Here is a 19,867-nt window from a genome sequence, read left to right as displayed (position 1 = left end):
CCGGGCAGTGGGGTATTCACTGAAAAGAACGACTCATTTCTTGGAGCCCCCATGAAAACCCTAATGCGACGGACCCTGTATGCTCTTGGCGGCCTTCTGGCCCTCCTCGTGCTTTTCCATGTCGTAGAGAACTGGCGAGGGAACCGGGCTTGGGCGGCTTGGCAGAAGGAACAGGAAGCTGAGGGCTATCGTTTCGACCGCACCAGCTATGTCCCTCCGGCGGTTCCGGATGACGAGAATTTCGCCGCAATCCCTCGCATTGCCGCCGCCATCCAGGGGACTCATCCCCTTCTGACGCTTCCGGCCAATTGGCCGGATTGGAAGGCCGACTGGCGGGAAGCGAGGCACATGGATCTGGAAGCCTACGCTGCGGCTTTCCCGGGCGGGGATGTGCCGAAAGGCTTGGGGTCCTATCAGAAGGTCCTTGATGAGGTCGGAATGGCGGCCGCGAGGCCAGGCTGCCGACTGGCGATCGACTATGCGCATTTCCCCGACGACCTGCAGGTACCGAACTTGTCCGGCTTCCGGGCGGCAGGGCGGATGCTGCAGTTTCGGGCCCTTGCAGCCCTGCGGGACGGACGGAACGAGGCGGCTTTCCAGGATGTAACCACCCTTCTGAGGATGGCCAACCATTTCGAAAGGGAACCCATTCTGCTTTGTCAGCTTCTGCATATGGCTTTGGCCAACCTCGCGCTTCAGCCCATCTGGGAAGGGATGGATGCGCACGCCTGGACCGACCCGCAGCTTGCCGAACTACAGGAGATGCTGGCGAAAACGGACTTCCTCGCCTCCCTGGACAGGAGCTGGCGATTGGAGCAGGCTGGCATGAGCGCACTCTGGTTACAGGTGGCTGGGGAAGCGCCTTGGGCGTGGACCCCGTATCCTAATTCTTCTCTTGATGGGTCCAGCCGCCCTGGCCATGTGATGGCGTTCCTCCGCCACCTGGCCATTCCGCGGGGCTGGATCTTGCAGAACGCAGTGCGGGGGTCCCGCGGCATTCAGGAGATCGTCTCTGATCCACTGGAAATCGCTGCCCACCGCATTGATCCGCGGCGGCAGGAAGCCGCGCTGATGGTCCATTCCAAAAGTGGCAGTAACCCGTATACCTTCCTCGTGTCAGATTTGGGCCCGGCTCTGGCCGCTCAAAATATACGGGCAGCCCGCTTTCAAATGGATTTCGCTCATGCCTGGATCGCCTGCGAACTGGAGCGATATCGCCGGGCCAGACACGCCTTTCCCGAACAGCTTGCTGAGATCGGAACCCACATCCCTTCCGATGTGATTGGTGGGAACCCTCTGCATTATCGGCGAACGCAAGATGGGGGCTATGTCCTCTACAGCCTTGGCTGGAATGGGACGGACGAAGGGGGCCAGATCGGCCATGGCAAAGATGCCATACGAGAGGGAGATTGGGTGTGGGCGATCCATGGCGTGCCCAGTTCCCACCTAGGAGTGGGCGCAAGGCTGGCTCATCGGAAATTGGGCTCGGGACCCTCCTGACGGTCCTTCCCGCAATGGACCCGCTATCCTGATGCCCCGGAGGGGTCATCCATGGCCAGGCAGTCGAAGGAGGCGGGCCAGGTCCTCACCCGCCAGCGGGCGAAGGTGAAAGAGCCCGGCCTGTGGAAGGTGCTCCTCCACAACGATGACTACACCACGCAGGAGTTCGTGGTGTGGCTGCTGAAGACGGTCTTCCGCAAGGCCGAGCCCGAAGCCACGGTCATCATGCTGGCCGTCCACAAGGCGGGCGTGGGCGTGGCGGGCGTCTACACCAAGGACGTGGCCGAGACCCGCGCCGAGCGTGGCCGCCAGCTGGCCGAACGCGAAGGCTTCCCCCTGCTGCTGACCGTGGAGGCGGAAGATGCCTGAGCAGAAAGAAGAAATACTCACCACCCAGACACCAAGGCACCAAGAAAAGAAAAGACAGTTCTTGGTGTCTTCTCGGTATCCGCGTAACGGAGACGCGAGACAAACCGAATTCTGGTGTCTTGGTGGTGATCAGTTGTCCTTTTCTGGGGATCTCCATGAGTCCTGAGTCCCCCAGCATCAGCGCGGACCTGAACAAGGGGTTCCAGCGGGCCTTCGAGCTGGCCAAGGCCCGCCGCCACGAGGACGTGGCCCTCGAGCACCTGCTGTTGGCCCTGCTGGACGACGCCCAGGCTGCCAAGGCCCTCAAGGCCTGCGGGGTGAAGCTGGACGCCCTGCGCCGCGACCTGGAATTAGCCCTGGAGCGCCTGTTCGAGCCCGTCCCCGAGGGCGAGGAGGTCCAGCCCCACAGCACCCTGGGCTTCGTGCGGGTGGTGGAGCGGGCCCTGGTCCATGCCTTCAGCGCCGGGCAGAAGGAGGTCCGTGGCAGCGAGCTGCTGCCGGCTTTCCTGGAGGAGGAAGCCAGCCACGCACGTCATCTGATGGAGAAGCACGGCGTGAAGCGGCTGGCCCTGCTCAAGGTGCTGAGCCATGGGCCCGCGGCGGCGAAGGCGAAGACCTCCGGGAAAAAGCAGGTGGAAGAAGAGCCGGAAGAAGAGGGCACCGTGGCCGAGAACCCGTTGGAGGCCTATGCCACGGATCTGGTGGCTCGGGCCGCGGCGGGGCGACTGGATCCCCTGGTGGGCCGCGACGCCGAGATCACGCGCATGGCGCAGGTGCTCTGCCGGCGCCGGAAGAACAACCCCCTGCTGGTGGGCGAGCCCGGCGTGGGCAAGACCGCCATCGTGGAGGGCCTGGCGCGCCGCATCCACGAGAAGAAGGTGCCGGAACCCCTGAAGCACGCCCGCATCTTCGCCCTGGACCTGGGCGCCCTGCTGGCCGGCAGCCGCTACCGGGGCGACTTCGAGGAGCGCCTCAAGGCGGTGCTGAAGGCCCTGGCCGACGAGCCCGGCGCCATCCTCTTCGTGGACGAGCTGCACACGCTGGTGGGCGCGGGCGCCACCAGCGGCGGCGCCATGGATGCGGCCAACCTGCTGAAGCCCGCCCTCGCGTCCGGCGATCTGCGCTGCATCGGCGCCACCACCTTCCAGGATCTGAAGGGCTCCCTGGACCGGGATCGGGCGCTGGCCCGCCGCTTCCAGGTGGTGGAGGTGAATGAGCCTTCCGCGGAGGACGCCCTGGGTGTGCTCCAGGGTCTGAAGGCGGCCTACGAATCCCATCACGGTGTGAAGTACTCGGACGAGGCCCTGGAAGCCGCCGTGCGCTTGGCGTCCAAGCACCTGCCGGACCGCAAGCTGCCAGACAGCGCCCTGGACGTGGTGGACGAGGCCGGGGCCGCCCAGAAGCTGCTGCCGAAGAAGGACCGGGCGAAGAAGATCGGATCCCTGGAGATTGAAGCCGTGGTGGCCCGCATGGCGCGGGTGCCCGTCAACTCGGTGAGCGCGGATGACCGCGAGGCCCTGGCGAACCTGGAGGGCGCCCTCACGGGCCAGATCTACGGCCAGGATGCGGCGTGCGAGGCCGTCGCCGGCGCCATCAAGCTGGCCCGCTCCGGCCTGCGGGATCCGCTGAAGCCCATGGGCTGCTTCCTCTTCGCCGGACCCACGGGTGTGGGGAAGACGGAGCTGGCCAAGCAGCTGGCGAAGGCCCTGGGCATCGCCTTCCTGCGCTTCGACATGAGCGAGTACCAGGAGAAGCACACGGTGGCGCGGCTCATCGGCGCGCCGCCCGGGTACGTGGGCTACGAGGAGGGCGGCCTGCTGACCGACGCCATCCGCAAGCAGCCTCATGCCGTGCTGCTGCTGGACGAGTTGGAGAAGGCCCACCCGGACCTTTTCGGCATCCTGCTCCAGGTGATGGACCACGCCGCCCTCACGGACAGCCACGGCCGCAGCGCGGACTTCCGCCACACGGTGCTGGTGATGACCACCAACGTGGGCGCCCGCGAGCTCTCGGCCCGGCAGGTGGGCTTCGCCGAGGCCGGCGGTCGGCGCTCGGCCACCGGCACCATCGAAAAGGCCTTCAGCCCCGAGTTCCGCAACCGCCTCGACGCCATCCTCCAGTTCGCGCCCCTGGGCCGGCCGGAGATGGAGCGCGTGGCGGACAAGCATCTGCGGGAGCTGGAGGAGCAGCTCAAGGAAAAGGGCGTCAGCCTCGTCTGCACGCCCCCTGCGCGGGCCTGGCTGGCGGAAAAGGGCTACGACCCGGCCTTCGGCGCCCGGCCCATGGCCCGGCTCATCGAGCGCGAGCTGCGCCGGCCCCTGGCGGAGGCCATCCTCTTCGGACCGCTGGCCAAGGGCGGGAAGGCCACCGTGGACCTCAAGGACGGCCGGCTGTGCCTGTCTTTCGGCTGACGGAGCGCCTGCTCTTTCCGGACCCGGAGCTGGCGGAGGACGGCCTGCTGGCCATTGGTGGCGACCTCAGCGTGGAGCGCCTTCTGCTGGCCTACCGCAGCGGCATCTTCCCCTGGTACGGCGAGGGTGATCCTCTCCTCTGGTGGTCGCCGCCGGAGCGGGCCCTGCTGCGCCCCGGCCACCTGCACCTGTCGGCCCGCACCCGCCGGAGCCTGCGCCACCGCCCCTTCGAGATCCGCTTCGACACGGCCTTCGTGGAGATCATCGGGCACTGCTCCGCCGTGCCGCGCCTGGGTCAGGACGGCACCTGGATCACGCCGGAGATGCGGGAGGCCTACGTCGCGCTGCACCGCGCGGGCCATGCCCACAGCGTGGAGGCCTGGCGGGACGGCGAGCTGCAGGGCGGCCTCTACGGCGTGTCGCTGGGCCGGGCCTTCTTCGGCGAGAGCATGTTCAGCCTAGAGCCCGAAGCCAGCCGCGCTGCCTTGGCGGCCCTGGACGTCCGGCTTCAGACCTGGGGTTTCTCGATGATCGACGGCCAGTTGCCCCACGAGGGCCTGACCGGCTACGGCTTCCAGGTCGTGCCCCGCGCCCTGTTCCTGGAAGAACTGGCTGAGGCCCTGCGCTGGCCAGAACGGAGTGGGAGCTGGTCGGCCGAGCCGGTGTGAACGTCTACGAGCCACTTGCCTTAAAAAAGCAAAGAGCCTTTTTTGGCCACCGATTTCAGTGATCTGATTATCGGCGTATCTCAGCCAGAAAAGCAGGAACACAGAAGGCACAGAAGCGCCCGTTGGGCGCATACAGAGGGCGCAGAAGGAGCCGGGCTCACTGCGGACACCCTCTGCGGGCGGTGCGAAGCGCGACCTGGGGCCGGAGGCCCGGATGTCCTGGCTGGAGCGCCAGGTGCATGGTCCTTTCCTCCGCTTTCCTCGGCTCCTCCGCAAATCTCCGCAGATGGACGCCTTTTCTGCGCCCATCTGCGACCTCTGCGGTTTCAGACTTTCAGGCTGAGGCTCGCCGATAAGCAAGTTTAGTGATTCCAGTGATCGAAAGGATGAAGAACGGGCTCTGTCCCAGCGCAGTGGGGCCCCCGGGGGGGGGCCCTTGCCCGCCCCCCCCGGGGGTGGCCCCCCCCGGGCCCCCCCCCCGCGACTTCCGGCGCAGCCGGAAGCGGCCCTCGGCCGGCCCAGGCGAGGGACTTCCAGGGCGCCATCACCGCCATCGGCGAAATCGGTGGCGACAGGCTATTCTCCGTGTCTTCCCTTCGCGCTCGGTGTCTCCAGGGTGGTTCCTTCCCTCGGGGCGGCTTGCCCCGCCGACCGCAGCCGGATCAGGCTGATCTCGCCCCGCCGCCACAGTCGCATGCGCGGGCCCCAGGTGCCGGTGCCGCGGCTGACGATCAGGGTCATGTCCCCCACCTGGGCCCGTCCGGCCAGGGTGCGATAGACCCTCGCCACGAGGGTTCCGAAGGGCCAGATCTGGCCGGCATGCGTGTGGCCCGAGAGCATGAGCCCCACGCCCGAGTTCGCCGCCAGTGCCAGCCGGGTGGGCCGGTGGGACAGCAGCACCAGGGCGCCGGCCGGGCGGTCCCGGGGAATGGACCAGGCGGCTTGGCGGAGGCTCCGGCCGGCATCCGCCCGGCCAGCCAGGACCAGGCCGGGCACGGGGCTGGCGACGTCGTTCCGGAGGACCCGCACCCCCGCCGCTTCCAGGGGAGCCCCGGTGACCCCGTAGTGCTCGTGGTTCCCATCCACCCCCCAGACGCCCAGGGGGGCCTGCAGACCGCCCAGGGCCTGGATCGAGCGGGGGTCGGGCCGGCCGTGGCCTTCGAAGGTGTCGCCGAGGAGCACCACCAGGTCGGGCTTCAGGGCCTGGACCTGCGCCACCCGGGCCACCAGCCAGCCCGGCCCCAGGATGGCGCCCACATGGAGGTCCGACAGGGCCGCCACCACGAGGCCGTCCCGCTCCGGTGGCAGGCCGCGCAGGCCTACCTCGTAGGCCACGACTTCAGGCGGGCGCAGGCCCTGGACGGTCGCGAGGCCGGCCAAGCCGAGGCTGGCCAGGAGGGCCCAGCCGCGCAGGCGGGGCGCCGCGGCGCGGAACCACAGGCCGAACCCCGTGGCCAGATCCACGGCCAGGAGGCTGACGCAGGCGAAAAAGAGGAGGCCCAGCAGGGTCATGCCCGCGAGGGCCACCCAGCCCGCGCCGGGGAAGGCGGCCTCATGTCCCAGGATCCCCCCGGCGACCATCAGGACCCAGTCCCCCGCGAAGGTGGCCTTGAGACGCTGCCGCGACCCGTGTGCGAACCAGGGAACCGAGGCGGTGCGCCAGGCCACGTAGGCCAGCACCAGGGCCGAGACCAGAAGGAGGAGGCCGATGAACAACGCTCAACCTCCGGCTGGAATCCGCCGATGGCGCAGGACCTTGAAGGCCTCGAACCAGAGGATGCTGGCGAAGCCCGCGGCGCAGGCCAGCAGCAGATCCAGGCCCTGCACCGAGGCGAAGTGGAAGAGGCGCTGGGCCACGGGCCAGGTCAGCACCAGCGCGAGGCACGTCACCGTACCGCCCAGCACCCACCAGAGCGCGGGGTTGGGGTTCCTCAGGCTGCCGAGGATGCTCAGGGTCCAAGAGCGGTTGGCCAGGATGATGGCGAGGAAGGACGTCACCAGGGCCGCGAAGGTCAGGGCCCGGGCCACATCGTGCCCGTGACTGGGCCGGGCCCAGAGGTAGACCGCCAGGCAGGCGGCCAGAGCCGTGATCCCCTGGAGCAGGGCCAGGCCGGTGGCCTTCAAGCTGAAGAGCGGCTCCTGCGGATCCCTGGGCGGCCGTTGCATGACATCCGCTTCGGCCTGCTCCGCCTCGAAGATCAGCGAGCAGGACGGGTCGATCACCAGTTCCAGGAAGACGATGTGGACGGGCAGCAGCAGCAGGGGCCAGCCTGAGAAGAACACCGGCAGCAGGGACAGTCCGGCGATGGGGATGTGCACGGCCAGGATGAAGGCCACGGCCTTGCGGATGTTGTCGAAGATGCGCCGCCCCAGCTTGACGGCGGCCACGATGGAGGAGAAATCGTCATCCAGCAGCACCAGGGCGGCGGCTTCCCGGGCCACGTCCGTGCCGCGGCCGCCCATGGCGATGCCGATGTGGGCGGCCTTGAGGGCTGGCGCGTCGTTCACGCCGTCGCCCGTCATGGCCACCACCTCGCGGTTGGCCTTGAGGGCGGTGACGAGGCGCAGCTTCTGCTCGGGGACCACCCGGGCGAAGACATTCACCGCCCGGATCCGCTCTGCGAGGTCCGCATCACTCAATTGGTTCAGCTCGGGCCCAGTGAGCACCTGCTCGGGGTGGGCGATCCCCGCCTGCCGGGCGATGCTTTCAGCGGTCAGAGGGTAATCGCCGGTGATCATCACCACGCGGATGCCCGCCGCATGGCATTCCGCCACCGCGGCAGGGACGGTGGGGCGCACGGGATCCTCCAGTCCCAGCAGGCCCAGGAATTCCAGGTCCAGGTCGTGATGCTCCTCGGGGAGGTCCTTCGTGCGGTAGTGACCCCGGGCGACGCCGAGGACCCGCAGGCCCTGGGAAGCCAGCTCTGCCACGCGCGCGTCCACCTGGGTTTGGCGGTCCGGGGGCAGGTGGCAGAGGTCCACGACGGCTTCGGGGGCTCCCTTGGTGGCGACGACGATCTGGTCATCACCGCAGTTCCACGCATGGGTGACCGCCAGGAGGTCCGGCGCGAGGGGGTACTCCTTGGCCAGGGACCAGTCCGGATGCAGGTGCTCCGTGGCCATCAGCCACCGTTCCCCGGCGCTGTGGAGGGCCCGCTCCATGGGATCGAAGGGATCCCGCTTGCTGGCCAGGATGGCGTATTCCATGAGCTCGTGGACCGGCTCGGGCAGCTCGGATCCGAGCAGGGCCAGATCCTGGGAATGGCCCTCCACCTCCAGCCGTTTGAGGGTCATCTGGTTGAGGGTCAAGGTCCCGGTCTTGTCCACGCAGAGGACCGTGGCCGCGCCCAGGGTCTCGATGGCGGGCATGCGCCGGGTGAGCACGCGGCTGCGGGAGATGCGCCAGGCGCCCAGCGCCATGAAGACCGTGAGCACCACCGGGAATTCCTCGGGGAGCGTGGCCATGGCGAGGGCGATGCCCGCCAGCAGGCCTTCCTTCCACACCTGGGCCCCACCACCTCGGGTCAGGGGGTAGAGGACCACGACCACGGTGCAGGCGACCAGGCTGACTACGGCGAACGTGCGCACCAGCCGGCCCGTCTCCCGCTGGAGGAACGTGGATTCCGGTTCCACCTGCTGCAGGGCCTTGCCGATCTTGCCGAGTTCCGTGTGAAGGCCCGTGCCCAGGACCTCGGCCACACCCTGGCCCGCGGTCACCAGGGTGCCGGAGAAGACGGAGGGGAGGTCATCCCCGCCCGGCGCTTCCAGGGACTGGGCCTGGGTGGACGGAGCCTTGCGCACGGGCACGGACTCCCCGGTGAGGAGCGACTCGTCTACGGACAGGTTGATGCCCGCCCGGAGAAGCGCGTCCGCCGGCACCCGGTCGCCCTCGACCAGGATCAGCAGGTCCCCGGGCACCACCTCGCGGCCCGGGATGCGGCGCTGCTGGCCACTGCGGATCACCAGGGCCCGCGGACTGGAGAGGTCGCGCAGGGCCTCCAGGGCGTGCTCCGTCCGCCGCTCCTGGACGATGGTGATGGCCATGACCACGACGACGAAGCCCAGGAGCATCAGGGCATCCTGCGGCTCCCCCATCAGCAGGTAGAGCGTCCCGGCCGCCACCAGCATGAGGAACATGGGCTCCCGGACCACCTCCCAGGCGATGGCCAGGAGGCCTCGCCGGTCGCGGGCGGGCAGTTCATTGGGACCTTCGCGTTCCAGGCGACGCTGCGCGTCCTCTTCAGAGAGGCCCGCGAAGCCGCCCAGATCGAGGCTGGAAGGTCGATGCGTTCGAGGTGCGGCAGTCGGGATCACGGGCAGGTCCGCGGGGCCGGCGCAAGACGACCGGGCCGATTCCCCTAACCTTAGCCCCGCGCAGGCATCGAATCCGAGCGGAATTCGAGATCAGCACATGCCAACGCGCGGGAACACAGGATCCTGAGAAACACTCTCAGTGGATGCGGCCCCGGATGGGCGGCCGCGCGGTCATTCGATGGGCAGCCGCCCTTGGCCCAGCCGGATGATGGCGGGGACATGGAGGTCGTCGTTGCCGCCAGGCAGCTCGCCGCTGGGGGTGGGGGCCTGGGGCAGCAGGCGGGTGGGCGTAGGGCCCTGCTGCTCGCCCGCGGGCACTTCGCCGTAGACGCGGCCGCTGACACCGTTCACGGGAACGAGGATGGCCTGGCCATCGATCGGCTGAACCGCGACGGTCGGCGCCGGCGCGGTCGCGCCCCCCAGGGCGCCGCCCAGGTGCAGGCTATGGCGCCGGTCCTGTTCGAGCTTCTCCTCCTGGTCGAAGCCGCTGGCCAGCACGGTGACGAGCACCCGATCTTCCATGCCCTCACCTTCCACGGTGCAGGCCTTGATGTCGGGCCGCCCGTTGTAGTGATCCTGCAGATAGTTCATGGCGGTCTCAATGGCCGAGGCCTCCATGACCTCCCAGTCGGCGGTGATGGACACCATCACATTGGCCGCCGCACCGTTCTGGGCGCGCTCCAGCAGGGGGCAGGCCAGGGCCTTCTTGAGGGCGTCCATGACGGCCTCTTCGCCGCGGCCCGCGCCGGTGCCGATGAGGGCTTCGCCGCCATTGCGGAGCACCGCCTCCACGTCCGCGAAATCCCCGTTGATGATGCCGGGCTTGAGGATGAGGTCGGCGATGCCGCGCACGCCCTGGATGAGCACGCCGTCCGCCACGCGGAAGGCCTCCTTCATGGTGACGCGGGCATCGCAGACGGTCTTCAGACGCTCGTTGCTGACCACGATGACGGTGTCGGCGGTGTCCCGCAGGTTGGCCAGACCGGCGAGGGCGAGGTCACCCTTCTTGCGGCCCTCCCAGGCGAACGGCGTGAGCACCACGGCGACGGTGAGGGCGCCCAACTCCCGGGCGTAGCTGGCCAGCACGGGCGCGGCGCCGGTGCCCGTGCCGCCGCCCATGCCGCCGGTGATGAAGATCATGTCGGCGCCCTGGAGGGCCGCCAGCACTTCCTCGCGGCTTTCCTCGGCCGCCACGGCGCCGCGCTCGGCGCTGCCGCCCGCCCCGAGGCCCCGGCTGCTCTGGGGTCCCAGGGGCAGCTTCAGGTGGGCCTTGCTTTGGGAGAGGCTCTGCTGGTCCGTGTTCATGGCGATGAACTGCACGCCGGTCACGCCGCTCTCAATCATGCGGTTGATGGCGTTGCAGCCCGCGCCGCCCACGCCGAGCACCTTGATGTTGGCGCCGGGCAGGCTGTGGGGGCAGGGCAGGAAGGGGGTCTCGGACATCGGAACTCCCGATTGGGTTATGGCTGAAGACATGGCTAGAAGAGCTTCTTGAAACGGCCGAGGAAGCCATCGCCCCGGTCCTGCTTGCCGCGGGTTTCGCTCATGTCCCGGGCAAGGGATTTCACGGCGCCGAGGGCATTCACGAAGTAGGGGTTGCCAGTGGCCTGGGGCAGGCCGGAGACGCCGAGGATACGGCCCAGCACCACCCGGGGACGGCCCAGGATGGTCTGGGCCAGGATGGGAAGGTGGGTGAGCAGCGCGCCGCCGCCGACCAGGTGCACGCCGCCGTGGATCTCGTGCATGAGGCCCGTGCGGCCCATTTCGGCGAGCACGAGGTTGAGCAGCTCCGCGGCCCGGGCCTGGAGGACTTCGGCGATCTCCCGGCGGGAGACCAGCCGGCCCTCCTCCTCAAGCTCGACCGATTCCTCGACGGGCACATGGCTGTGCAGCACGGTGCCGAAGCGGATCTTGATGCGCTCGGAGGCGGTGATGCCGCCCAGGTGCTTGGTGATCTCCAGATCGCGGGTGAAGTGCATGCCACCGATGGGGATGACCGCCGAGTGGAACAGGGTGCCGTGCAGGAAGATGCCCAGGTGGGTGAGGTGTTCGCCGATGTCCACCACCACGGCGCCATTCTCGCGGTCTTCGCGGCTGAGCACGGCCTCGGCGCTGGCCAGGGGCGAGTACATCAGCTCGGCACCATGCAGGCCCGCGTTCTTGAGGGCCAGGTTGATGTTCATGATGACGGGGCTGGGCGCGACGATGATGCGGACCTCGGCCTCCAGCGACTCGCCGAACATGCCCACGGGGTTGCGGATGTCGCGCTGGCCCTTGATGTGGAACATCTGCGGGATGCGGTGGAGGACGAGCTCTTCCTTGGCCAGCTTGCAGCCGTTGGTGGCCTGCTCCAGCACGCGGTCGCGGTCCGAAGCGGTGATGATCTTGTCGCCGCTGCTGATGGTGATGGAATCGCGGAGGTTCTCGCCCTTGAATTGGATGCCGTCCACGGCCACGCGGATGCCATCCACCTTGGTCTGCCCGGCCGTGTTCATGGCCTCTTCCACCGCCCGCACGATGGCGCGGGTGCAGAGGTCCATGTCGGTGATCTGGCCCTGGGTGAACCCGCCCTGGGGCGAGGCCTGGCCGGTGCCTGTCACATTCAGCGTCCCGTCTTCTTCCTGGACGGCCACCACCGCCACTACTTTGCTTGCACCAAGGTCGAGGCCTAGGAGAACGGCACGCTGAGGCATGAAGATCCTTTTCCTTGCTCTAGGTGTACACCACTTCCGCGCCAGGTTCGAGTCTTTGCGCAGGGAAAAAACGCCGCTTTCTTCCCGCGCAGGTCAGCGTGGTGTCTTGGCGGGGGCCGGGGCATCCTCGGGTTCCCCCACGGCGACCTCCTCGTCCCAGCGCAGGTCGATGTACCGAAGCCGGGCCAGATCCGGCCGCTGGGAGAGGCGATCCACGAACAGGCCCTGGAAATTGGGCACGTTTTTCGTCACATCCTGACGAGACAGGTAGATCGGAGCCGGGAGCCCTTCGATGTAGGCCACGGGCCCCTTCGCGCTCCACCGGAACTCAGTCACCCGGTCGTAAAAGCCGGCCTGCTTTTCCCTCAAAGTCCGTGCAGCGCTCACAAGCCGGGCCAGGCCCTGGTCCGTCTGGCTGGCGGGATCCACCACCACGGGAATGGGGCTTAGGTTTGCCTGGTTGACCCGATCCAGCAGGATGCCGTCATCCGAGACCAGGAACACCCCGTTGCTGCGCACCAGCCAGAGGACGGGGCGGCGCTCCTCCACCACCAGGCTGAGGCGATCCGGAGGATCCTTGCGGATCTGGAGGTTGCGCACCCAGCGCTTGGCCTCGATCCGGGCCCGCAGCTCCTCGGCGTCCACCCAGAACAGGGGTTTCCCCAGTACCAGTTTTTCCGCCAGGGCCTGGATCTCGGCCTGGCGCTCGCCCCGGCAGCCGCTCACGCTGACCTGCTCGATGGTGAGCTTCTGCAGCCCCAGGTACCGCGTGCCCAGCTCCATCAGTGCCCAGGCCCCGCCGCCCAGCACCGCCACGGTGATCCCCGCCCGCACCCAGGGGAACCAGGGGCGCTTCGGGCGGGTGCGGGGAAGCATGGACATGGGGGTCAGTCTACCGCCTGGAGGCGAAGGTCTGGAGGGCCTGGAAGCCTCCTATATTCTCTAGAACCTGGGAGGGCGCCCCGCATGGCCTCGATCGTCCCCGAAGGCATTCCGGATTTCCTCGCTTCGCTCTTCCGGTCGGAGTCGCGCCGCATCCTGGCCTCGTTGATCCGACTGCTCGGGGATTTCGACCTGGCCGAAGACGGCATGCATGATGCCTTCACGGCCGCGCTGGAAGTGTGGCCCAAGGACGGAGTACCGGACCATCCCCGCGCCTGGCTGGTGTCCACGGGCCGCTTCAAGGCGATCGACCGCCTGCGGCGGTCTGCACGCTTCACCACCTCGCTGGAAACCCTGGCGGAGCTGCCCGACGAGGGCCCGCCCGGATCCGTGGAGGAGGAGGGCGTCGACGATGACCGCCTGCGGCTCATCTTCACCTGCTGCCATCCGGCCCTGTCCCCGGAAGCCTGCACCGCGCTGACCCTCCGGGAAGTGTGCGGCCTGACGACGGAGGCCATCGCGCGGGCCTTCCTCACCGCCCCGTCCACGCTGGCCCAGCGGATCGTCCGGGCCAAGGCGAAGATCCGCGACGTGGGCATTCCCTATGAGATCCCCAGCCGGACCGAGCTGCCGGCCCGGCTGGACGCCGTGCTGAAGGTCGTCTACCTGGTGTTCAACGAAGGCTATTCCGCCTCCTCAGGAGAGGCGCTGACGCGACCAGATCTCTCGGGCGAGGCGATCCGCCTGGGACGGCTGCTCCTCGAGTTGCTGCCGGACCCGGAGGTGATGGGCCTCCTGGCCCTCATGCTGCTGCAGGAGTCCCGCAGGGCCGCGCGGGCCTCGTCGGAGGGAGACCTGGTGCTGCTGGAGGACCAGGACCGTTCCCTGTGGGACCGAGCCTTGATGGCCGAAGGGAGAGCGCTGGTGGACCAGGCCTTGGCCTCCCGTCGGGTGGGCGCCTACACGCTCCAGGCCGCCATCGCCGCCGTCCACGCGGAGGCCGCCGACACCTCGGCCACGGACTGGAGCCGGATCATCGGGTTGTATTCCCTCTTGGCCCGGATTGCGCCTTCGCCGGTGGTGGAACTCAACCGGGCGGTGGCGGTGGCCATGCGGGACGGCCCCCAGGCCGGGTTGGACCTCACCGACGCCCTCCTGGCGTGCCGCGACATGACGGAGTACCACCTGGCACACGCGGTTCGCGCGGACCTTTGCCGCCGCCTGGGGCGAACCGAAGAGGCCCTCGTTTCCTACCGCCAGGCGCTTCAAATGGTCCAGCAGGGGCCCGAGCGGCGGTTCCTCGAGCGGCGGGTGGCCGAGCTTCAAAAATAATTCGCAGGCCCCTGTCGAAATGGGGCCTCCCCGAACGACCAGAGGTTGAAGGCGGTCAGAACGACCCCCCTTAGGAGCCACCCATGAAATACATCTGCTTCGGATACCTCGACGTCCAGCAATGGTCGACCCTTTCCCAAAGTGAGCAGAACGCCAGGTTCGACGCGTGCTTCACCTACGATGAGGGCCTCAAGAAGGACGGCCACTGGGTCGGCGGGGAGGGGCTGCAGGGCCCGGACACCGCCGTCATGGTGCGCCTCGAGCAGGGCAAGGTGTCCGTGACGGACGGCCCCTATGCCGAGACCAAGGAGCTGCTGGGCGGCCTCCTGATCCTGGAGGCCAGGGATCTCAACCACGCCATCCACCTGATCTCGAATCATCCGGGCCTGAAGATGGGGCCTTGGGAGATCCGGCCGGCAGCGGACCTGGACAAGATGATTCGCGAAAGCGAGGCACGGCGTGCCAAGGCCAAGGGGAAACCCGCTTCCTGAGCAGGGCGCATCAGGCCCGCCAAATCTCCACTTCGGATTCCAACTCCCTGCCTTGGTTTGCGTGCACTTTCTTCTGCACGCGGATCATGAGTTCAACGAGTTTTCCCTGCCGTAATCCCGAGCTTGCATGGCATCTAAACATACGAGAGGAAAATCATGAGCAAGGTATTTGTGAACATCGCGCTTAGCCTCGATGGCTACATGGCGCCGGAAGGAATGACCATGAAGAATCCCGCGTATAAGAACTGGGGTGCCAAGTGGGGTGCGCTGATGGCTTGGCTCATCAATCAACAGTACTTTCGCGAGAACCTCCTCAAGCTCGAATCAGGAGGAGAAACCGGACCGGTCAATGACCTGGTTCGCAGGACCACCGAGCGCATCGGTGCCAACATCATGGGCAAGCGGATGTTCGACCAAGGCGAGCGCGCCTGGCCAGAAGAGGCTCCGTTTCACACACCGGTATACGTTCTTACCAATGAGAAACGCGAGCCCTGGATGCGCCCCGGTGGCACGACCTTTTACTTCGTCAATGAAGGGCCAGAGCGCGCCCTAGAACTGGCTCGGGAATCCGCAGGCAGTCGTGATATTCGTGTCGCGGGTGGACCCGATGTGATCCAGCAGTATCTGAACCTAGGTGTCGTTGATGAGCTGGAAATCGCCTTGGCACCCGTGTTTTTCGGCGGCGGGCGGCGTCTCTTCGAGAACCTAAGCGAGCCCGGGCCGCAGTTTCGCATAGACAAGGTTCTTGATGGTCCAGCCGCCACACACCTGCGCTATGTCCGTCAGTGAGGGCGGCCTAACCCCGCTTAACTGGCCATCAGATCTCGAGGCGCTGGCCGTTGGAGATCAAGGGTGAGCCCGCCAGATCTCCACTTCGGGTTCCAGCTCCACGCCATGCCTTTCCCGCACCGACGTTCGCACCTGTTCCATCAGCTCCGCGAACTCGGCGGCGGTGGCATGGCCGTGGTTCACCAGGAAGTTGGCGTGCTCGGGGCTCACCTCGGCATCGCCTACGCGCAGGCCCTTGAGGCCCGCCTGGTCGATGAGGCGGCCGGCGCTCTGGCCCGGCGGATTCTTGAAGATGCAGCCGGCGTTGCGCTTGGAGAGCGGCTGGCTGGTGCCGCGCTTGGCCCGGTAGTCGGCCACCTGGGCCCGGATGGCGACGGGATCGCCCTCCGCGAGCTGGGCCATGGCCGAGAGCACCACGCGACCTCCCGTGAGGAAGCTCCAGCGGTACGTGAACTCGCCGGGCTCCGGCGCCTTCTCCACCAGCTCGCCCTCGGGGGTGAGGAAGCGGTAGCGCGTGAGCACCTCCACCCACTCGCGGCCGTAGGCGCCGGCGTTCATGCGGATCGCGCCGCCCAGGGAGCCGGGGATACCGCTGGCGAACTCCAGGCCCGACAGGCCAACGGTGGCGGCGGCCTCCGCCAGGGCGATATGGCCGTGGCTGGCCGGCGCCGTGATCCGCGTGCCGTCGCGCTGGATGGTCTTCGGCAGGGCCAAGCGTAGCACGGGTGTATCGATGTCGCCCAGCACCACCAGGTTCGAGCCGCCCCCCAGCACCCGCCAGGGCAGGCCCTCCCGGGCGCAGGCCCGCACGAAGGCCTGGGCCTCGGCTTCAGTGGTGGGCTCGAAGAGCCAGCGGCAGACACCTCCGACGCCCAGCGTGGTCAGGCGTGCGAAGGGCACGTCCCGGCGGTGGGGGACCTTCAGCAGATCATCGGGCAGGGGGCGCGTCATCGGGTCCAGTATGGACGAAGGCCTCAGGCCTCAGGCCCCCCGGGGGGTGGCTGGAGGGAGGCCAGCACCATCTCCAGCAGGCCGTCGATCATGGTGCGGAGTTCGTCGGCGTCTTTGGCGGACTCCTTGAAGCCGTGGACGGCGCGGGTGAGGACGCGGGCGATCTGCTCGGGGGCCAGCGCTTTCGCGGGCGCCGTGGCGCTCAAGGGCGCGAGGATGCCCACCAGCTCGGCCTCGAACGCGGCCACGGCCTGGTCGATGGCCCCCTTGGCGAAGGCCAGGCCGCCGTGGAGGGGCTCCCGCAGCTCCGGCGAGGCCTCGAAGAACCCGAAGGGGCGCACGGCCCAGAGGTCAAAGGCGAAGCGCAGCTTCTCCAGGGGGGTGGGGCGGGCGTCCAGGCCCTGCCGGACCTCCGCCAGCGTGCGGGCGGTGAAGGCCCGGAGGACGGCCTCGAAGACCTCCTCCTTGTTGCAGAAGACCAGGTAGAGGGCCGGCCGGGACATGCCCGCGGCGGCGGCGAGGTCACCCATGGTGGTCCGCCTGTAACCGAAGCGGAGGAACACGGATTCGGCGGCCTCCAGGACCCGGGCCTTCTTCTCGTTTCCCATGAAAAGAGTGTTGACAAAATTTGTCCGATTGTCAATATTGGCTTTCTGACATTATTGGTCAATGTGTCAAATCCATCATGGAGAACAACATGACTCAAGAAGATTGGACCTGGGCCCAGATCCCCGATCAGACCGGGCGGGTGGCGGTGGTCACGGGGGCCACCTCCGGCACCGGCTTCGAGGCGGCCCGCATCCTGGCGGCGCGCCGGGCCATCGTGGTCCTGGCCTGCCGGAACCTGCCCAAGGCCGAGGAGGCGGCGCGGCACATCCGGGCGCTGCATCCCGGAGCCCGGGTCGAGGTCCAGGCCCTGGATCTGGCCTCCCTCGCCTCCGTGCGGACGGCGGCCGCGGAGCTCCTGGCCCGCTTCGACCGCCTGGACCTGCTGCTCAACAACGCTGGTGTGATGGTTCCGCCCTACGGAAAGACCGAGGACGGCTTCGAGCTGCAGATCGGCACGAACCACTTCGGTCCCTTCGCGCTGACCGGCCTTCTGCTGGAGCGCCTGCTGGCCGCCCCGGGCTCCCGCGTGGTGACCATGAGCAGCGGCGCCCACCGGATGGGCCACATCTACGCCGACGACATGCACTTCGACGGCGGCTACCGGGCCTGGGCCGCCTACGGCCAGTCGAAGCTGGCCAACCTCCTCTTTGCCTATGAGCTGCAGCGCCGCCTGGAGGCGGCCGGATCGAGGACGCGTTCCGTGGCCGCCCACCCCGGCTGGGCGAGGACGGAGCTCCAGCGCCACGCGGGCTGGATCCGCTGGCTCAGGACCGCGGGCCTGGAGGCCCTGTTGAGCCAGGATGCCTTCGGCGGGGCCCAGCCGTTGCTGCGGGCCGCCACGGATGCCTCTGTGACAGGGGGCGAGTACTTCGGGCCCTCGGGCTTCCAGGAGATGAAGGGAGCCCCGGTGAGAGTCCGGTCCAACGCCCTCTCCCAGGACAGGGGTCTCCAGCGCTGGATGTGGCGGCACTCCGAGCAGAGCACGGGGGTGGTGTATCCGATCTGACCGTTTCCGCAAAACCGTGGCCCTGCTCTTTTCCGCCGCGGTGGCCGGGGGCTTCTGGGCCGCCGGTTCCTCCCCCGACTTCCTCAGGAGTTCCCGCATGGACCGATCCCCCCAATCCCCGCAGTGGCGCGATGGGCGCTTCCGCAATCCCCAGCCCCTTTGGACCGACACGGGGGGGGCCATCGGCAGCCTCTTTCGGCGGGACCGGCATTCGACGCCCCGGGAAACCCTGCCCGTCGTGTGCCCCACCCGCGCCGAGCTGGAAGCGGCCGCCCCTTCGGGCCTGCGGGCCACCTGGCTGGGCCATTCCACGGTGTACCTGGAGGTGGACGGCACGCGCGTCCTCACGGATCCCATGTGGGGCCGGCGGGCCTCGCCCGTGCGCTGGGCCGGGCCACGCCGCTTCTACGCGCCCCTCATTCCCCTGGAGGAGGTGCCCGTGCCCCAGGTGGTGGCCATCTCCCACGACCACTACGACCACCTGGACGAGAGCACCCTGCGCCGCATGAAGGACTGGGACACGCGGTTCGTGGTACCCCTGGGCGTGGGCGCGCGGCTGGTGCGCCGGGGCGTGCCGACCGCCCGCATCACCGAGCTGGACTGGTGGGAATCGATCCAGGTGGGCGAGCTGGAGGTGGTGCTCGTCCCGGCCCGCCATGCCTCGGGTCGCGGCCTGCGGGACAAGGACAAGACCCTCTGGGGTGGCTTCGCCTTTCTCGGTTCCCGCCATCGCGTCTACTTCTCCGGCGACACGGGCATGTTCCAGGGCCTGGCGGACATCGGCGAGCGCCTGGGGCCCTTCGACCTGGCCATGATCGAGGCCGGCGCCTACAACCCGGCCTGGCCGGACTGGCACCTGGGGCCCGAGCAGGCCGTGGCGGCCCTCAGTATGGTGCGCGGCCGGGTGCTGCTGCCCATCCACTGGGGCCTCTTCGATCTGGCCGCCCATGGCTGGACCGAACCCGTGGAGCGGGTGCTCGCGGCGGCTGGTCAGGTCGGCGCCACCGTGGCGATACCACGGCCCGGCGAGGGCTTCGAGCCTGAGACCCCGCCCCACCAGCGTTGGTGGCCCGACCTGCCTTGGAAGACCGGGGCGGAGGTTCCCATCCGTGCCACGCTGGACGGACGGCCCGCTCTCCTCCAGGGAGGTCTCCCATGAAGGTCCTGCTTTTCGGTGCCACGGGCATGATCGGTCAGGGTGTCCTGCGCGAGTGCCTGCTCGATCCGCGGGTCACCCAGATCGTATCTCTCGTTCGCCGACCCACGAGCCAGAAGCACGCGAAGCTGAAGGAGCTCGTCCATACGGATTTCTTCGACTATGGTCCGATCGAGGCCGACCTGTCCGGCCTGGACGCCTGCTTCTTTTGCCTGGGCGTTTCCTCGGCGGGCCTGACCGAGGACGCCTATCGCCGCGTGACCTACGAGATGACGCTGGCCGCGGCCGGGACCCTGTCCCGCCTCAATCCCGGGATGACGTTCAGCTATGTCTCCGGCGCCGGGACCGACAGCACGGAGCGCGGCCGCGTCATGTGGGCGCGGGTCAAGGGTGCGACCGAGAATGCCCTGCTTCGGCTGCCCTTCAAGGCGGTGTATCTCTTCCGTCCCGGCACCATCCAGCCGCTCCACGGCATCACCTCGAGCACGAAGCTCTACCGCATCCTCTACCGGGTGCTGGGGCCCTTCTTCCCGATCCTGAAGGCCCTGTTCCCGGACAGCCTCACGACCACCGAACAACTTGGCCGGGCCATGCTCCGCGCGGGACTGGAAGAAGCGCCGAAGGCCTTCCTGGAGACGCGAGACATCAACCGCCTGTAACGGCGTTAACCCACTGAGGCATACCAAGGCAGGATTG

Annotated in this window: 17 protein-coding genes; 10 read left to right on the top strand and 7 right to left on the bottom strand. The window is 68.1% G+C overall.

Going from position 1 to position 19,867, the window contains the following annotated elements; all coding sequences use genetic code 11:
• The first annotated feature begins 51 nt into the window (after window positions 1-51).
• The 4 genes from NOV74_RS14945 (at window position 52) to aat (ending at window position 4,948) form a co-directional block, all read left to right on the top strand.
• The gene (locus tag NOV74_RS14945) at window positions 52-1,500 is read left to right on the top strand and encodes a hypothetical protein (RefSeq protein WP_257314143.1); all 1,449 of its coding nucleotides are present in this window, start codon (window positions 52-54) and stop codon (window positions 1,498-1,500) included.
• Window positions 1,501-1,551: 51 nt separating this feature from the next.
• Window positions 1,552-1,869: an ATP-dependent Clp protease adaptor ClpS gene (locus tag NOV74_RS14940; protein ID WP_257314140.1), complete on the top strand. Its 318-nt coding sequence runs from the start codon at window positions 1,552-1,554 to the stop codon at window positions 1,867-1,869.
• Between the two features lie 155 nt (window positions 1,870-2,024).
• Complete coding sequence (gene clpA / locus NOV74_RS14935; RefSeq protein WP_257314138.1) at window positions 2,025-4,280, top strand: ATP-dependent Clp protease ATP-binding subunit ClpA; 2,256 nt, start codon at window positions 2,025-2,027, stop codon at window positions 4,278-4,280.
• Complete coding sequence (aat, locus tag NOV74_RS14930) at window positions 4,262-4,948, top strand: leucyl/phenylalanyl-tRNA--protein transferase (protein WP_257314135.1); 687 nt, start codon at window positions 4,262-4,264, stop codon at window positions 4,946-4,948. The genes clpA and aat overlap by 19 nt, the downstream gene beginning before the upstream one ends.
• 576 nt (window positions 4,949-5,524) lie before the next feature.
• On the opposite strand, the gene NOV74_RS14925 is transcribed toward aat, so the two are convergent.
• The 5 genes from NOV74_RS14925 to NOV74_RS14905 all read right to left on the bottom strand — a co-directional run bounded on the left by NOV74_RS14925 (window position 5,525) and on the right by NOV74_RS14905 (window position 12,837).
• Window positions 5,525-6,664: a metallophosphoesterase gene (locus NOV74_RS14925; RefSeq protein WP_257314132.1), complete on the bottom strand. Its 1,140-nt coding sequence runs from the start codon at window positions 6,662-6,664 to the stop codon at window positions 5,525-5,527.
• Between the two features lie 3 nt (window positions 6,665-6,667).
• Complete coding sequence (locus NOV74_RS14920; protein ID WP_257314129.1) at window positions 6,668-9,262, bottom strand: cation-translocating P-type ATPase; 2,595 nt, start codon at window positions 9,260-9,262, stop codon at window positions 6,668-6,670.
• A 171-nt stretch (window positions 9,263-9,433) separates the two neighbouring features.
• Window positions 9,434-10,705, bottom strand: a complete 1,272-nt coding sequence (gene ftsZ / locus NOV74_RS14915) for a cell division protein FtsZ (protein ID WP_257314126.1) — start codon at window positions 10,703-10,705, stop codon at window positions 9,434-9,436.
• 35 nt (window positions 10,706-10,740) lie between these two features.
• Window positions 10,741-11,955: a cell division protein FtsA gene (gene ftsA, locus NOV74_RS14910; RefSeq protein WP_257314123.1), complete on the bottom strand. Its 1,215-nt coding sequence runs from the start codon at window positions 11,953-11,955 to the stop codon at window positions 10,741-10,743.
• 93 nt (window positions 11,956-12,048) lie between these two features.
• Complete coding sequence (locus NOV74_RS14905) at window positions 12,049-12,837, bottom strand: cell division protein FtsQ/DivIB (RefSeq protein ID WP_257314120.1); 789 nt, start codon at window positions 12,835-12,837, stop codon at window positions 12,049-12,051.
• A gap of 84 nt (window positions 12,838-12,921) precedes the next feature.
• On the opposite strand from NOV74_RS14905, the gene NOV74_RS14900 reads away from it, so the two are divergent.
• The 3 genes from NOV74_RS14900 to NOV74_RS14890 all read left to right on the top strand — a co-directional run bounded on the left by NOV74_RS14900 (window position 12,922) and on the right by NOV74_RS14890 (window position 15,449).
• A complete protein-coding gene (locus NOV74_RS14900) occupies window positions 12,922-14,169 on the top strand; it encodes an RNA polymerase sigma factor (protein ID WP_257314118.1) in 1,248 nt (415 codons plus the stop codon).
• A gap of 83 nt (window positions 14,170-14,252) precedes the next feature.
• Window positions 14,253-14,660, top strand: a complete 408-nt coding sequence (locus tag NOV74_RS14895) for a YciI family protein (RefSeq protein WP_243303465.1) — start codon at window positions 14,253-14,255, stop codon at window positions 14,658-14,660.
• Between the two features lie 156 nt (window positions 14,661-14,816).
• Complete coding sequence (locus NOV74_RS14890; RefSeq protein ID WP_257314114.1) at window positions 14,817-15,449, top strand: dihydrofolate reductase family protein; 633 nt, start codon at window positions 14,817-14,819, stop codon at window positions 15,447-15,449.
• A 57-nt stretch (window positions 15,450-15,506) separates the two neighbouring features.
• On the opposite strand, the gene murB is transcribed toward NOV74_RS14890, so the two are convergent.
• Window positions 15,507-16,400: a UDP-N-acetylmuramate dehydrogenase gene (gene murB / locus NOV74_RS14885; RefSeq protein WP_257314112.1), complete on the bottom strand. Its 894-nt coding sequence runs from the start codon at window positions 16,398-16,400 to the stop codon at window positions 15,507-15,509.
• A gap of 23 nt (window positions 16,401-16,423) precedes the next feature.
• On the bottom strand, window positions 16,424-17,008 hold the full coding sequence (locus tag NOV74_RS14880) for a TetR/AcrR family transcriptional regulator (RefSeq protein ID WP_257314109.1): 585 nt from the start codon (window positions 17,006-17,008) through the stop codon (window positions 16,424-16,426).
• Between the two features lie 89 nt (window positions 17,009-17,097).
• Between NOV74_RS14880 and NOV74_RS14875 the strand changes: the two genes are divergently transcribed.
• From NOV74_RS14875 to NOV74_RS14865, 3 genes are all read left to right on the top strand, one after another.
• Window positions 17,098-18,015, top strand: coding sequence for an oxidoreductase (locus NOV74_RS14875; RefSeq protein ID WP_257314107.1), 918 nt, complete (start codon window positions 17,098-17,100; stop codon window positions 18,013-18,015).
• 97 nt (window positions 18,016-18,112) lie between these two features.
• Window positions 18,113-19,174 carry an MBL fold metallo-hydrolase gene (locus tag NOV74_RS14870; RefSeq protein ID WP_257314104.1) on the top strand — a complete coding sequence of 354 codons (1,062 nt, stop codon included), beginning with the start codon at window positions 18,113-18,115 and terminating at the stop codon, window positions 19,172-19,174.
• A complete protein-coding gene (locus tag NOV74_RS14865; protein ID WP_257314103.1) occupies window positions 19,171-19,830 on the top strand; it encodes a Rossmann-fold NAD(P)-binding domain-containing protein in 660 nt (219 codons plus the stop codon). Before NOV74_RS14870 ends, NOV74_RS14865 begins: the two co-directional genes overlap by 4 nt.
• The last annotated feature ends 37 nt before the right edge of the window (window positions 19,831-19,867 follow it).

The sequence above is a fragment of the Geothrix fuzhouensis genome, from assembly GCF_024609325.1.
Classification (GTDB): domain Bacteria; phylum Acidobacteriota; class Holophagae; order Holophagales; family Holophagaceae; genus Geothrix; species Geothrix fuzhouensis.
The sequence above is the reverse complement of the archived record's forward strand: the minus strand, read 5'-3'. Positions and strand labels throughout refer to the sequence as shown.

Coding starts and splice junctions, on each gene's coding strand:
- NOV74_RS14945 (WP_257314143.1), top strand. CDS start 52: ATGAAAACCCTAATGCGACGGACCCTGTATGCTCTTGGCGGCCTTCTG.
- NOV74_RS14940 (WP_257314140.1), top strand. CDS start 1,552: ATGGCCAGGCAGTCGAAGGAGGCGGGCCAGGTCCTCACCCGCCAGCGG.
- clpA (WP_257314138.1), top strand. CDS start 2,025: ATGAGTCCTGAGTCCCCCAGCATCAGCGCGGACCTGAACAAGGGGTTC.
- ftsZ (WP_257314126.1), bottom strand. CDS start 10,705: ATGTCCGAGACCCCCTTCCTGCCCTGCCCCCACAGCCTGCCCGGCGCC.
- ftsA (WP_257314123.1), bottom strand. CDS start 11,955: ATGCCTCAGCGTGCCGTTCTCCTAGGCCTCGACCTTGGTGCAAGCAAA.
- NOV74_RS14905 (WP_257314120.1), bottom strand. CDS start 12,837: ATGTCCATGCTTCCCCGCACCCGCCCGAAGCGCCCCTGGTTCCCCTGG.
- NOV74_RS14900 (WP_257314118.1), top strand. CDS start 12,922: ATGGCCTCGATCGTCCCCGAAGGCATTCCGGATTTCCTCGCTTCGCTC.
- NOV74_RS14895 (WP_243303465.1), top strand. CDS start 14,253: ATGAAATACATCTGCTTCGGATACCTCGACGTCCAGCAATGGTCGACC.
- NOV74_RS14890 (WP_257314114.1), top strand. CDS start 14,817: ATGAGCAAGGTATTTGTGAACATCGCGCTTAGCCTCGATGGCTACATG.
- murB (WP_257314112.1), bottom strand. CDS start 16,400: ATGACGCGCCCCCTGCCCGATGATCTGCTGAAGGTCCCCCACCGCCGG.
- NOV74_RS14880 (WP_257314109.1), bottom strand. CDS start 17,008: ATGGGAAACGAGAAGAAGGCCCGGGTCCTGGAGGCCGCCGAATCCGTG.
- NOV74_RS14875 (WP_257314107.1), top strand. CDS start 17,098: ATGACTCAAGAAGATTGGACCTGGGCCCAGATCCCCGATCAGACCGGG.
- NOV74_RS14870 (WP_257314104.1), top strand. CDS start 18,113: ATGGACCGATCCCCCCAATCCCCGCAGTGGCGCGATGGGCGCTTCCGC.
- NOV74_RS14865 (WP_257314103.1), top strand. CDS start 19,171: ATGAAGGTCCTGCTTTTCGGTGCCACGGGCATGATCGGTCAGGGTGTC.